At 40.2% G+C, this 13,553-nt stretch carries 17 protein-coding genes; 15 read left to right on the plus strand and 2 right to left on the minus strand.

Annotated features, from left to right (window positions below):
* The first annotated feature begins 6 nt into the window (after positions 1-6).
* The 14 genes from GVT53_RS17670 (at position 7) to GVT53_RS17735 (ending at position 10,731) form a co-directional block, all read left to right on the plus strand.
* Entirely contained in the window at positions 7-381 is a 375-nt protein-coding gene (locus GVT53_RS17670; RefSeq protein WP_166249807.1) for a hypothetical protein, read from the plus strand.
* A gap of 34 nt (positions 382-415) precedes the next feature.
* A complete protein-coding gene (locus GVT53_RS17675) occupies positions 416-964 on the plus strand; it encodes a hypothetical protein (protein WP_166249808.1) in 549 nt (182 codons plus the stop codon).
* Between the two features lie 114 nt (positions 965-1,078).
* Positions 1,079-1,609, plus strand: a complete 531-nt coding sequence (locus GVT53_RS17680; RefSeq protein WP_166249809.1) for a hypothetical protein — start codon at positions 1,079-1,081, stop codon at positions 1,607-1,609.
* A gap of 46 nt (positions 1,610-1,655) precedes the next feature.
* Complete coding sequence (locus GVT53_RS17685) at positions 1,656-2,264, plus strand: hypothetical protein (RefSeq protein WP_205791746.1); 609 nt, start codon at positions 1,656-1,658, stop codon at positions 2,262-2,264.
* Positions 2,265-2,600: 336 nt separating this feature from the next.
* On the plus strand, positions 2,601-4,070 hold the full coding sequence (locus GVT53_RS17690; RefSeq protein ID WP_166249810.1) for a lipopolysaccharide biosynthesis protein: 1,470 nt from the start codon (positions 2,601-2,603) through the stop codon (positions 4,068-4,070).
* On the plus strand, positions 4,060-4,494 hold the full coding sequence (gene dut / locus GVT53_RS17695) for a dUTP diphosphatase (protein WP_166249811.1): 435 nt from the start codon (positions 4,060-4,062) through the stop codon (positions 4,492-4,494). The genes GVT53_RS17690 and dut overlap by 11 nt, the downstream gene beginning before the upstream one ends.
* A gap of 83 nt (positions 4,495-4,577) precedes the next feature.
* Positions 4,578-4,889 carry a GIY-YIG nuclease family protein gene (locus GVT53_RS17700; RefSeq protein WP_166249812.1) on the plus strand — a complete coding sequence of 104 codons (312 nt, stop codon included), beginning with the start codon at positions 4,578-4,580 and terminating at the stop codon, positions 4,887-4,889.
* 70 nt (positions 4,890-4,959) lie between these two features.
* The gene (locus GVT53_RS17705) at positions 4,960-5,976 is read left to right on the plus strand and encodes a sugar phosphate nucleotidyltransferase (RefSeq protein WP_166249813.1); all 1,017 of its coding nucleotides are present in this window, start codon (positions 4,960-4,962) and stop codon (positions 5,974-5,976) included.
* Positions 5,977-6,020: 44 nt separating this feature from the next.
* Positions 6,021-6,488: a hypothetical protein gene (locus GVT53_RS17710; protein WP_166249814.1), complete on the plus strand. Its 468-nt coding sequence runs from the start codon at positions 6,021-6,023 to the stop codon at positions 6,486-6,488.
* Between the two features lie 11 nt (positions 6,489-6,499).
* On the plus strand, positions 6,500-6,982 hold the full coding sequence (locus GVT53_RS17715) for a hypothetical protein (RefSeq protein WP_166249815.1): 483 nt from the start codon (positions 6,500-6,502) through the stop codon (positions 6,980-6,982).
* Positions 6,966-7,883, plus strand: a complete 918-nt coding sequence (locus GVT53_RS17720; protein WP_166249816.1) for a tetratricopeptide repeat protein — start codon at positions 6,966-6,968, stop codon at positions 7,881-7,883. Before GVT53_RS17715 ends, GVT53_RS17720 begins: the two co-directional genes overlap by 17 nt.
* A complete protein-coding gene (lolB1, locus tag GVT53_RS17725; RefSeq protein ID WP_166249817.1) occupies positions 7,883-8,662 on the plus strand; it encodes a lipoprotein insertase outer membrane protein LolB1 in 780 nt (259 codons plus the stop codon). Before GVT53_RS17720 ends, lolB1 begins: the two co-directional genes overlap by 1 nt.
* A gap of 1 nt (position 8,663) precedes the next feature.
* A complete protein-coding gene (locus tag GVT53_RS17730; RefSeq protein WP_166249818.1) occupies positions 8,664-9,890 on the plus strand; it encodes a murein hydrolase activator EnvC family protein in 1,227 nt (408 codons plus the stop codon).
* Positions 9,891-9,894: 4 nt separating this feature from the next.
* Entirely contained in the window at positions 9,895-10,731 is an 837-nt protein-coding gene (locus tag GVT53_RS17735; protein WP_166249819.1) for an aldo/keto reductase, read from the plus strand.
* 3 nt (positions 10,732-10,734) lie between these two features.
* Here GVT53_RS17735 and GVT53_RS17740 read toward each other — a convergent pair whose 3' ends face one another.
* Positions 10,735-11,247 (minus strand): acyl-CoA thioesterase, encoded by a 513-nt coding sequence (locus GVT53_RS17740; RefSeq protein WP_166249820.1) that lies wholly within the window; start codon positions 11,245-11,247, stop codon positions 10,735-10,737.
* Positions 11,248-11,305: 58 nt separating this feature from the next.
* Positions 11,306-12,250: an HU domain-containing protein gene (locus tag GVT53_RS17745; RefSeq protein ID WP_166249821.1), complete on the minus strand. Its 945-nt coding sequence runs from the start codon at positions 12,248-12,250 to the stop codon at positions 11,306-11,308.
* A 105-nt stretch (positions 12,251-12,355) separates the two neighbouring features.
* On the opposite strand from GVT53_RS17745, the gene dprA reads away from it, so the two are divergent.
* On the plus strand, positions 12,356-13,462 hold the full coding sequence (dprA, locus tag GVT53_RS17750; RefSeq protein ID WP_166249822.1) for a DNA-processing protein DprA: 1,107 nt from the start codon (positions 12,356-12,358) through the stop codon (positions 13,460-13,462).
* Positions 13,463-13,553: the final 91 nt, after the last annotated feature.

Raw genomic sequence — 13,553 nt, forward strand, 5'->3', positions numbered from 1 at the left:
TTTATTATGAAAGGAAAATATTTTATTGGAACTATTATAGCTATCTTTTTGGTTATTGTTGTATTAATCACATATAAGCTTCTAGATTATTATCCTCGAGAAGAAATATATGTCCATATAGAAGATACCGATTCATTTCCAATTATAATCAACTTGTATAATAACGAACATATAGAAATGAGCCCTATTGAGAACCCTGAAAGATATTCTTATGGTTCAAATTCAACTAACAAAACCATTACTCTTGACTCTTTGACTCAATTTTTTAGGCATATGGCACCTCCTCAAATAATAGAGCATGATGTATATGTTGTACAACAAAATTTAAATGGGAAAAAAAGAGTTATTCCAGTGAAATTGGCTTATGTGCTTGTGGATTAATAATGTCATGCAAAAGGAGAAAAATGTCCATAAGATGAAAACTACAATAAAATGTATTTTTATGTTCTTTTTTGTCTTGCTTATCACAATAGGATGCAATACAATGAAGCTAGAAACATCAAGCGAAGCCTATAATTTGATAAATTCACATTATGGCTCTATGGATGAAAAAGTGTTGGCAAGAAAAACAGTTGACATAAGCCAGTATAGTAAAGAACTGGACAACCTATCTGCTTGGCAAGAAGCAAATAACGATTTGGGAAATTACGATAGACCTAAAGTTGATTTCCATTCCATGTTCTCCAACGAGGAATTTAGTAGTATTATCAGAGAATTTGTCAATCAGAGTACAATTCAACAAAGGTTAAATAAAAACAAGCTCAATGGAAACATAGAGCTCAATCAGAAAGCTAAAATTAGTATCTCTTTCCCATATGTTTTTACTAATAACGGAACTAAGTATGCATTGATGTATGAAGAAATCTATGAAGGCCCAGAAAGTGCTGCTGGAGGAATAACCTTGTTCAGATTTGATGATGATGCTTGGGAGGATATTTTTTATTTGCATCTTTGGATTAGCTGAGGGTAATCAATTTGTCGGCTGCTCATAACCTTATTTTGTTTTTGGATTCACTTTGTCAGTTGTCTATATCAAGCATGAGCCCTATAGGCTTAGTATTGCTATCTTCTAAAAAATATGAAAGGAATAACATATTTAATCTGTGCCGTTGCAATTCTCTTTAGCTTGAACTGTAAAAGCACTTCCGGTATTCAAAATATAACATTGGAACAATCCGAAGTAATCAATGCATATTTTGAAAACAGAAAGGAGAAAAAATTGTTTTTCAAATCTTTGGTCAAACCTTCCAGCAGTTCAACATTAGTTGATTTAATCAACTACAGTGAATTGAATAGTTCCCATGATATCATTGAAAAAAAGTTTGGTGTCGAATTTAGAAAAATTTTTGACAAAGAGGAGATGATAAGGCTTAAACGAAAAGCTCAAGCAGTTGAGAAAATAAGTTTTAATAAAGGGATGTTCGATAACATTACAATCTCTAAAAAACATGATTTTAATACTTTGACCCTCTCTGTGCCCATTTTATCAAATGATGGGGAATATGCTTTAATATATGTGGAAAGCACAGGAGGTGGAGATTTGATAGTTTTCAAAAAGATTGATGAAAAATGGAAGGCCAATTATGTCCTAAGTGATTGGATTTCTTGAAAGAGGCAATGGTAAATTTGCTCACTAAAGATACATAAATCTACTCATGAATTCAATTTCGTGGTATTTAGTTTTATCGTGCTTAATCGCTCAGACAATGGTTATTGATGAAAGTGTTTTATGCAAATCGTTCTCAGATGTGTTTAAAGATTCTACTTACATAGAATTAAATATGAGCAATTCTGTAGATTCTGGTCTAACATCCTACGACTATTGCACAGTTGATGAGATGGCAGGCCAATATCATTTTCTGGGATTTTCTGTAGAAAAGATAGCCGCCAAGGTAAAACTGGGAGAGGATAAAAAGTTCAAAGAAATTCTTCTAATCCTTAAGGTATGGGATGTGGAACAATTTTATCAAAAAGTTGTAGACAAATATGGTATGCCCAATACATCCAGCTTATCCAAATTTTATCTGGAAAAACATGGATTTAAATTACCCGTTGAAGTGCAAAAGGATTCTTTGAGTAAATATTACGAACAAATTCCAAAACCAGAGCTAAAAGACTTCCATGAGATTCAAAGTTTGGCGTGGTACGATATTAACAAGAAAAACAATGGTGTTTTGACCGACCTTTTGATTAAAAATAGGACAAATCCCGCAAACAATTTCCAAGAAAGAGAAATCTGGGTTTCTTTTAAACGTGCTAGGTGATTTATTTTATCATTGTAACCATAGTATTTGTGGTTTTCCTTTACATATTGGGAGTTGAAAAGACTTCAACCTCTAAAATGGTGTGGAAGTCATTTAAAATTGACCCAAGGGTATTGGTCATTTCGGTCTTGCTATATGGATTGGCTTTATATATTTTATCCAAGATTAAAATATAGGTTGGATGATTTCATAGAACTTAGGTAAATGGAATCGCAAATCAATAAAAGAGAAAAGGCCACCGAATGGGTGGCCTTTTTGTTTTTCTTAGTATTACAGCTTATGGCTTTTGCGTAACTTGTAGCCACCTAATCAAGGTTTTTAAAGAAGCAACACCTATTGAATCCACTAAAAAGGCTTTTTAAACAAACATTTATATACGGTTTGGCCACGGTATTGCCGCGGGTCATTTCTTTCTTTCTGTTGCCGTTGTACACCTCGGTGTTTGAGAATGCTTCAGGCTATGGACAGTACACCAATATTTACGCTTGGATAGCAATCTTTAATGTATTCTTGGCCTATGGTATGGAAACTGCCTTTTTTCGATTTTACCATAAAACCGAAGACAAGGCCAAGGTGATTTCCACTTCGTTGATATCCTTATTGGGTTCTTCTTTATTGTTTCTGATTCTTGCACTTTCCGTGCGGGAATGGCTTTCCGGAGTAACCAACATCAACTCAGATTATCTCAAGTTCACCACTTATATTTTGGTTTTGGACGCGGTGGTTATCATACCGTTTGCATTGCTCAGGGCGAATGAAAAACCAATGCGCTATGCAGTATTAAAAACGATTAATGTGGCCATCAATTTGGCTTTTAATGTGTTCTTTCTGCTTATTCTCCCGGAGATGGCCCAAGAAGGCGATACGGGCTTTCTGGCATCGCTGTACAAACCTGATTGGGAAATCCATTATGTTTTGATATCCAACGTTATTGCCAGTGGAGTAACATTGCTGATTTTACTTCCCACCTATATCAAAGTATCCTATAATTTCGATTTGGATATATGGAAACAGATGCTGAAATATGCAGGACCAATTCTTGTTGCCGGAATCGCTTTTACTATAAATGAGGTGTTTGATAAGATATTGTTGACGGAACTACTTCCATCAGACATAGCGGAAAGCGAAGTGGGCAAATACGGGGCTTGCTATAGACTAGCCATGTTTATGACACTGTTTGGAACCGCTTTCCGTATGGGAGTGGAACCCTTTTTCTTCAGCCACTCTAATAGTAATAATCCTCAAAAGACATATGCGCAAATCACTAATTACTTCGTAATTCTAGGTAGCATTATCTTGTTGGGTGTCATTGTGTTTATAGATGTTCTTGGCAGGTTGCTATTGCATAACCCAATTTATCGTGAAGCCTTGGACGTGGTTCCTATAATATTGCTGGCAAGCTTCTGTTTGGGCATATACCATAATCTATCCGTTTGGTACAAGGTAACGGACAGAACCAAGTATGGGGCCTATATTTCATCCGTGGGAGCCATCATCACACTTATCATAAACATAAGCCTCATTCCAAAAATTGGATATATGGCGTCCGCCCTGGCAACCTTGGCAGCCTATGCCAGTATGATGTTTTTGTCCTATCACTACGGAAAAAAATATTATCCCGTGCCCTATAATATGCGGAAGATTGTATTCTATCTATCCGTATCACTTGTGTTGTCAATCCTCTCCTTCTATGTTTTTAATAGAAATTTAATAGCCGGCAGCCTACTGTTTTTGTTATTTTTAGGGCTAGTGTACAAGATGGAAGGAGATAAATTACGAAGCATATTTATAAAACGTGAAGATTAAGATCATCAACAAGTCAGGCCATAAGCTGCCGCATTACGAAACCCTTGCATCCGCAGGGATGGATTTACGAGCGGATTTGGAATCCCCCATAACATTAAAACCTTTGGAAAGGGCCATTGTCCCTACAGGACTTTTTATGGAACTCCCCGTGGGTTATGAAGCACAAGTACGACCACGTAGCGGATTGGCGGCCAAAAAAGGGATTACAGTGCTTAATGCACCTGGAACCATCGATGCCGATTACCGCGGAAACGTTGGGGTAATACTCGTCAATCTGTCCAATGAGGATTTTACCGTGGAAAACGGGGAGCGCATTGCCCAAATGGTCATCGCCAAGCACGAGCGTGCCGAATGGGACGAAGTTGAGACCCTTTCGGAAACGGATAGGGGCGAAGGGGGATTCGGGAGTACTGGAATCAAGTAAAATTCCTGCGAAGGCAGGAATCTCTTAGGGAAGGACACCTACAAAGCCTTTATAAGAAGGGTCGTCCTAATACTATTGAAATTATGAAATTTTGGAATGTGTACATAATGACCAATAGACCTGATGGAGTACTTTATGTAGGCGTTACCGATAATCTGGATGAAAGAGTAAAAGAACATAAATTAAAAGCGTTTTCACAGTCCTTTACCGCAAAATACAATTGTGACAAGTTGGTTTATTTTGAACAGTTTGAAAATGGAGAAGAAGCTGTAAAAAGAGAAAAGCAAATGAAAAAGTGGAAGAGAGGGTGGAAAATCAATTTAATAGAAGAGTTTAACCCAAACTGGGTTGACATCAGTCTTAACTGGAAATTGAATTATAATAAATTAAGATAAACCTTGTTGAATCAAGGAGAAAGTATTAACCACTAAAAAGGAGACACCTGCCTTCGCAGGTGTGTGACATATGAAAATAATCGTACCCATGGCGGGAAGAGGCTCCCGTCTGAGACCACACACATTGACAGTTCCAAAACCATTGATTCCCGTTGCGGGCAAACCCATTGTGCACCGATTGGTGAGTGACATCGCCAAGGTGTTGGGAGAACCCATTGAGGAAGTCGCTTTTATTTTGGGCGACCCTGCTTTTTTTGGAGATGACGTTGTGGAAAGCTTAATGGAACTGGCCGATGAACTTGGGGCCAAAGGGTCCATTTACAGACAAGACAAGCCGCTGGGCACAGGACACGCCATAATGAGCGCCAAAGCGTCGCTGAGCGGCCCTGCTGTGATTGCCTATGCCGATACCTTGATTCGCGCTGACTTTGATTTGGATAAATCGGCCGACAGTGTTATTTGGGTGAAGCAAGTGGAGCATCCAGAGGCCTACGGAGTGGTTCAGTTGAACGATGCCAATGAAATTGTTGAATTAGTTGAGAAGCCTCAGGAATTTGTCTCCGATTTGGCCGTGATCGGTATTTATTACTTCAAAGATGTTGGAGTGCTCAAAAATGAACTCCAGCACGTATTGGATAATGACATCAAGCACGGGGGAGAATATCAAATCAACGATGGCATCAAACGGATGATGGAAAAGGGTATGAAATTTGTTCCGGGTAAGGTGGATGAATGGATGGACTGCGGCAACAAAAACGTTACCGTGGAAACCAATCAGCGTATGTTGGGCTTTTTGGAGAAAGAAGGGGAACAAATGATTGCCGATTCCGTGAAACAGGAAAATGCCAATATCATTGAGCCTTGCTTCATCGGAGAGAACGTAGTGCTCAAGAATACCACAGTGGGGCCTTATGTTTCTATTGGCGCGAATACTGTTTTGGAGAACTCGACCGTAAAGAACAGCCTCATCCAGAGCAACAGTAAAATCAGCAATGCCAATCTCGATAATGCCATGATTGGCAACCATGTTGTTTATAATGGTAATTTTGAGACCATTAGTATTGGAGATTATTCCGTTTTGGAATAACTTTAGAATGGATTTTTGGTTTGATGGGGACTTAGGATGTTACTATGAAAAAGAAACTTCTTGTTTGGATGATTTTGGGAGCATCAATGGTGATGTATTGTGATACCTATGGCCAAGAAAAAGTGAATCTGAACTTTCTTTTTGATGATTGGGTCATTTCCGATAAGGAATCTACTTTAAAGCAAATAATACTTAGAAAACCAGGCTTTACCAAAACATTGTCAAAAGAAGATTTGAAGACAATTTACACTTTCAAAATAGGTCTGGATTCTGTGGTCTGTACAAGTCAGATAAAAAACTATTCTGGTTGGATTTGTGGTTCAGAACCTATAAGTTCAGGGAATGGTTCGCTCAAAAAGGAGGTTTGGTCCTTAAACTATGAGGGTAACCAACTTACCAGAGGATACTATTTTGGAAACAATCAAAGCCCAATATATGCCAGTATTTATAAAATAGTTAGTTTGAACCAGAACTATTTAAAACTCCAATTGTTGGATGAGGTTTTTAATTAGGTAGAGTTAAAATGAAAAAAGAGTTTCTTTTTAGGCTGATTTTGGGAGCATCAATGGTGATGTATTGTTATAGCTACGCCCAAGAAAATGACATTGATTCTGATTTTTTGGTAAATGAATGGGTCATATCATCACTTGAATCTAGCAAAGAGCAAATTGTGTTTAGAAACAAGGATGATTTCTTCGTAAAAAATGATTTTGTTCGACCATCAGGAGTCATAAAATTATCAAAAAAGGAGGGAAATATATATTCCGCAGCAAAATATAATATTAAATCATTTGGTAGATGTGGGAATGATTTAAGAAGTAAAACTGTGTCTTCGGCATCGGAATCCTGGACACTAAACAAAGACGGGAATTATTATTTTATTACAATCACTAAACAAAGAACTTATACTGATAATAGTTTTACGAAAATCAAGCGCAAATATCTGCTCGAATATTTGCAGAGGGATAAAATGATATTGACTGTAGTAAATGAAGCAATTAATTAAAAATAGTATCATATATGCGTGTGCTTTTTTCTTGTGCATTTTGTCTTATGCCCAAGAAGAACAAGAAAGCGCCGATGTCTATCTCGAAGAATATACCGATGAGTTTCAAGAAAATTTCTTTGAGGCCTTAAAGCAAAAAGGCATCCAGAACTATGACAGGGCCGTGGATTTGTTCTTGAAATGCAAGCAATTGGAGCCCGACAACAGCGTGGTGGACTATGAACTGGCCAAAGCGTATATGCTCGATAAAAAATATGTCCAAGCGCAAGACTATGCCATTGCAGCATTACTATCCGAACCGAACGACTATTGGTATTTGGACAATTTACTGACCATTCTGGACAAACAAGGAAGCCCTGTGGAGAGCGTAAAGCAACGCATACCCTACGAGAACAAAAAACTTCTGCAAAATATGGCCGTCTCTTTGTTCAAAATGAAGAAATATGAGGAAGCCTCAAAGGTGCTCGATGATTTGGAAAATTCCCAACTAAAATCCGAATTGAATCGAAAAATAAGCGATTCCCTTCAACGTGATACGCAAACCGAAGCAGCTCCCGTCGTTGAACAAAGGGAAAATCTGGACGATTCTTTAGCAGATTTGAAAGCACAAATGGAACAATTGATAACAGCAGCTGACTACAAATCCCTGTTGGATGATTCACAGGAAGCGTTGGATTCCTATCCGCTACAGCCGTATTTTTATTATGCCTACGGGACAGCCTTGAACAACACCGGCAATCCGAACAAGGGCATAGAAGTTTTGGAAAGCGGACTTGATTATCTCTTGGACGATGACAATTTGAAGAATAGGATATACAAACAGCTTTCCGAGGGGTATTCCAAAATAGGAAACACCCAAAAAGCAAACGAGTATTTGAACAAGATCAATTCAGGATTATAATGAATCTATATAAAAAATTACCTGGAATCGCAGTGTTAACGGTTTTTCTGCTCACTATTGGAGCTTGTAAAAGTACCAAGTCCATCACTGGAGGGGAAATTAACCCAAGACTATCAGCGAAGAACATCATAAATGCCCATTATTCCAATGAGCCCAAATTTAAGACTTTGAGGGGGCGTGTTAAGATAGATTATACCAATGGGGATGATTCACAAGGGGTAAATGTGAGCCTTCGTATGGCTAAGGACAAGGTGATTTGGATGAGCGCTCCACTGGGCGTGGTCAAGGCCCATATAACGCCGAACAAGGTATCTTTTTACAATAAATTACAAAATGAATATTTTGATGGGGACTTTAGTTATTTGAGCGAGATGCTCGGCACTGAATTGGATTTTGAAAGAGTACAGAACCTGCTACTTGGAAACGCTGTTATGGATATGCGAAAGGAAAAGTTCAATACGGAAGTGTACAACGGCAATTACCAATTGAAGCCAAAAGCGGCGCAGGAGTTCTTTAAGATTTTGTTTCAGTTGGAACCCAAAAACTTTAAGGTGGCCAGCCAACAAATATCCCAACCCCAAAACGGCAGACAGCTTGCTGCAAATTATACCTATCAAGATATTTCGGGAATAATATTTCCCGAGGATATTAAGATAGTTGCGGAAGAAAAAGGAGAGTTGACCACGATAGATTTAAGTTTTCGTAACTTGGAATTAAATAAATCGATGACATTTCCTTACAAAGTGCCCAACGGATATGACAAAATTATATTAAAGTAATATGAAAGGTAAAATTTCATATTGTATTTATTATCTGATAGTTGTATTTTTTATTTCAACGGGGTCTTTTGCGCAAACTAGTGAGCAAAAAGCTTTGGAGTCCAAACGTGAACGTCTTCAGGAGGAAATAAAGGAAATCAATAGATTGCTCTTCGCCGAACGTAAGGAAAAGGGCACCGTGTTGGACCAAATGGAAGCCTTGGACAATAAAATCAATGTTCGGCAAGAACTTATTCGTGTGACGAATCAACAATCCAATTTGCTCAACCGGCAAATCAATGTCAACATCAGAAACATAAGTAAGCTCCGAGAAGATTTAAAGATCTTAAAAGAAGATTACGCAGAACTCATTCAAAAAACATATCAAAACAAATCCCAGAACAATAGGTTGATGTTCCTATTGTCCTCTGAAAATTTTTATCAAGCTTTTAAACGGCTTCAATACATGCAACAATATGCAAAGCATCGTAAAAAGCAAGGTGAGGGCATTGTTAAAAAAACAGAAGAGCTCACCCAGTTAAATCAGGATTTGGTTCGTCAACGGAAAGAAAAGGACCAACTCATTGCGGAGAACCAGAAAGCAAAGGCAGAACTGTCCAAAGAAATTGAATCCCAAAGAAGCCTGTTGACGAGCATAAAACAAAACGAGGCAAAATACACTGCTGCCATTGCGGAAAAGCAAAAGGAGGCCCGTAAAATTGATCGTGAGATAGAACGAATGATCAAAAGTGCCATCGCGAGTTCCAACAAAAGCTCTGGTAACTCTGCAAGCAGCGCCACATTTGCAATGACGCCAGAAACTAGGTTGCTGGCCGATAATTTTACCTCCAACAAAGGGAGATTGATCTGGCCGGTTGAAAAAGGCATTAAAAGTCAGGGATATGGTGTGTATGCGGATAAATTGTACCCGGGAATCAAGCATCGAAACAACGGTGTAACCATTACCACCGACGCAGGGAGCAAAGCGAGAGCCATTTTTGAAGGCGAAGTCATCGCCATACTATCTGTGCCCGGTGGGAACAAAGGGGTACAGATAAAACACGGAAACTACATAAGTACATACTATAACCTATCCAATCTGTACGTAAAAAAAGGGGATAAGGTGGCCGCCAAAGAGGTATTGGGAGAAATAAATACCAATCGGTTGGACGGCACCACCAAATTGAAGTTCTATCTATATAAGGACTCCAATCGCTTGAATCCCGAAGATTGGATCTATCAACTCTAACACTATGAAGAAAATAACAGATTTACAAGGCGCCTTTGAACTGCACAAAGGGGTCCAGATGCCCTATTTTGGATTGGGCGTGTATCAATCCGAGGATGGAAGCGAAGTGATCAATGCGGTAAAGGCGGCATTGAACCACGGTTACCGTCATATTGATACTGCTGCCATTTACGAAAACGAAGAAGGGGTTGGCACAGGAATCCGCGAAAGCAATGTGGACCGGAGCGATGTTTTTTTAACGAGCAAGGTCTGGAATACGGATCAAGGTTACGATACGACTTTAAAAGCTTTTGATGCCAGTTTGGAACGTTTGGGAACCGATTATTTGGATTTGTATCTGGTGCATTGGCCCAAAGGCGAAATTTCGAAGGAAACCTGGAGGGCCCTTGAAAAACTATACAAGGAAAAGCGGGTGCGGGCCATTGGTGTGAGCAACTTCCTGCAACATCATTTGGAAGATTTGTTGACTTCTGCCGAGGTTGTGCCGATGGTCAACCAAATGGAATTTCATCCCTATTTGGTGCAACAGGATTTGATTGATTTCTGCAATTCCAAAGGAATTCAATACGAAGCTTGGTCTCCCTTGATGCAAGGAAATATCTTTGATTTGGGCATTATGAAGGATTTGGCGTCCAAATACGATAGGACCATTGCCCAGATTGTGCTGCGATGGGACCTTCAAAAGGGAGTGGTCACCATCCCAAAATCATCCAAAAAAGAACGCATCATCGCCAATTCCGACCTTTTCGATTTTGAATTGTCCGAAGAAGATGTTGAATTGCTCGATGGATTGGAAAAGGGCAAACGATTTGGCCCAGACCCAGATAATTTTGCCTTCTAAAACCTAAGAGGTAAACAACGCCTTAAGCTCCGTTGCATCCGCAGGCTTCATTTTGCCGGCAAGTACCAAACTCAACTGCTTTCTGCGAAGCGCGGCGGCATAGCGTTCCTTTTCCAAATTGGTTTCAGGCTCCAGTGGCGGCACTTCCGTAGGTTTTCCGGTATCATCCACCGCAACAAAGGTATAAATCGCCTCATTGGCCTTCGTGCGCTCCCCGGTAAAGCGATCCTCGATCCAAACATCGATAAAAATCTCCATAGATGTGTTGAAAGCTCTGGAAACCGAGGCTTCGACCGTGACCACACTGCCCAAGGGAACCGATCGGTTAAAAGCTACGTGGTTTACCGAAGCGGTCACCGTAATCCTGCGACTATGCCTACGGGCAGCAATACTGGCCGCCCGGTCCATACGGGCCAAAAGTTCCCCGCCAAAAAGATTGTTGAGGGGGTTGGTTTCACTGGGCAATACCAAATCGGTCATTACCGTGCGGGATTCACTCGGTTTTATAGCGCGCATACCTTAAATTTTTGCGCAAAGATATTGAAGTGCGGGATGGTTTTAAAGGAAAGCTCGATTATTTCTCGGAAAGCAACCAAGCATCCCTCGAATCTTCGGATTTGACTTTTCTCAAAAAGGTGATAGCTTCTTTAGGGTCGTCAAAACTATCGTAGGCCACTTGGTGCAGGCCATATTTGTTCACGCCCAAGTAAAAGGCATTATACCCCTTCTCTTTTAGCTGATTTACCTTTTTTTCGGCATTTTGTTCTTCACGGAAAGCTCCGGCGATTACATGATGCTTGCCCAATTGTTTTTTGGTCACCTTAATGTTGATGGCGGGCAGTTCCAAAGGAGCACTTTCAAAAAAAGTGGCCTCTTGTATCAAACGAGAAACTTCTTGTTGGGCATCTTGCTGGGCAGCCACCTCTTTTTGTTGAAGTTCACCGTACGTGCGGTACGATGTCGCACCAAAAGACACGGCCAATAGAATAACGGCAGCATATTTTAACCAAGGCCTAAACGATGTTTGCTCCCTTTTTTCCGGAGTAATGATGAACGGGATACGCTCTTCCATTTCTTCCACCTCTTCTTTGATGACTTCTCGCTGTATTGGAGTGGCCGCAAAAGTGGATAGGCCAAAGGAAGATGTCAAAAAGTTGATTTTTTCCTCGGGCTGGAACTGAATACGTTGTTCGCTATTGTGCCAGAGTTTTCCAATTCCAAAAAGTTCAATGCTCTCTCCTTGGGACAATCTGGTGTTCCAATTTTGGGCAATGTTTTCCACTTCCTGAAGCATATCCTCATAGTCCAAATTCTTTTCTTTGGAAATATGGGACACCAACAGACCATCATTTTTGGAGAGTTGGGCATTAAAGGAAATGGTTTTGCTCGGCGGTACCAAAGTGTTGGTCGCCAAATCAATTTCTGCGGATTTGCCATGGGCCAAAAAAGCACCAAAACCAGGTACTACAACACAATTGTAATCAAACAACAATTTTTCTATGTATGAGTCTATCCGCATAGGCACAAATATTGTAAAAAATGAGACAGTAGAAAATAAGCCGGATAACTTTTTATTAACATTTGAAAATCTGTATTTTGTGGACAACTTTGACGCCCAAATCAAATGACTGAACCTGAAATTATTGCGGCCCTGCGCCTGCAAAACATTCCCAATATCGGAGATGTGACGGCAAAAAAATTAATTGCCCATTGCGGAAGTCCAACAGCTATTTTTGAGGACAAACTGCACCATCTTTTAAAAATAGATGGCATTGGCAAGATGACCTTGAAAGGTTTATTCGATTCCATCCACTTGGAAGAAGCCCAAAAGGAGTTCGAATTTCTGTCCAAAGCAGATATTTCCATCTCCTATTTTATGGATGATGGTTACCCCGCCCGATTGAAACATTGTGTAGATGGACCCATTTTATTGTTTCAAAGGGGAAACATCGATTTGAACTACCAAAAAATCATAAGTGTCGTGGGCACCAGGAACGTGACCAACTACGGCACATCGTTTTGTCAACAATTTATTGAAGAATTAGCACCGCTGAACCCGATTATTGTGAGCGGATTGGCCTATGGCGTTGATATCGCCGTTCAAAAAGCAGCAATGGACCATGGCTTACAGACCATCGCCTGTATGGCGCACGGGCTCAACCAAATTTACCCGAAGGTGCACGCCAAATACAGATCTAAAATAGAGCGAAATGGCGGTTTTATGACGGAGTTTTGGAGCAACAGTCAACCCAACCGGGAGAATTTCCTTAAACGCAACCGCATCATTGCTGGAATCAGCGAAGCGACCATTGTAATCGAGTCAGCGGAAAAAGGAGGCAGTTTGGTAACGGCAGATTTGGCCCACGGCTACAATCGCGAAGTGTTTGCCGTTCCGGGTAGAGCGACCGATAAATGGAGCAAAGGGTGCAATGACCTCATCAAATATCAAAAAGCGCACTTATTGACCTCTGCCGCGGAACTGATTTACCTTTTGGGATGGGATATTGAGGCGGAAAATCAGGAAAAAACAGTGCAGAAACAGCTGTTCGTCGAGTTGGATGAAACAGAACAGTCAATCTACTCCTACCTGCAATTGAACGGAAAACAACTGCTGGACACCGTGGCTTTGGAGTGCAATTTGCCCATTTTTAAGGTTTCGTCCACTTTGCTGAACATGGAAATGAAAGGCGTGATCCGACCATTGCCCGGTAAAATGTTCGAGGCGGTGTAGGTTTTGAGGTTCAGTTGGCAGAGAGCAGTCGGCAGTAGGTCGTTGAGCGTAGTCGAAGCGACAATCGGCGGTTGTTCAGTGGGCAGTTGAC

Origin of the sequence: Flagellimonas oceani, from assembly GCF_011068285.1 — a bacterium.
GTDB classification, from domain to species: Bacteria; Bacteroidota; Bacteroidia; order Flavobacteriales; family Flavobacteriaceae; genus Flagellimonas; species Flagellimonas oceani.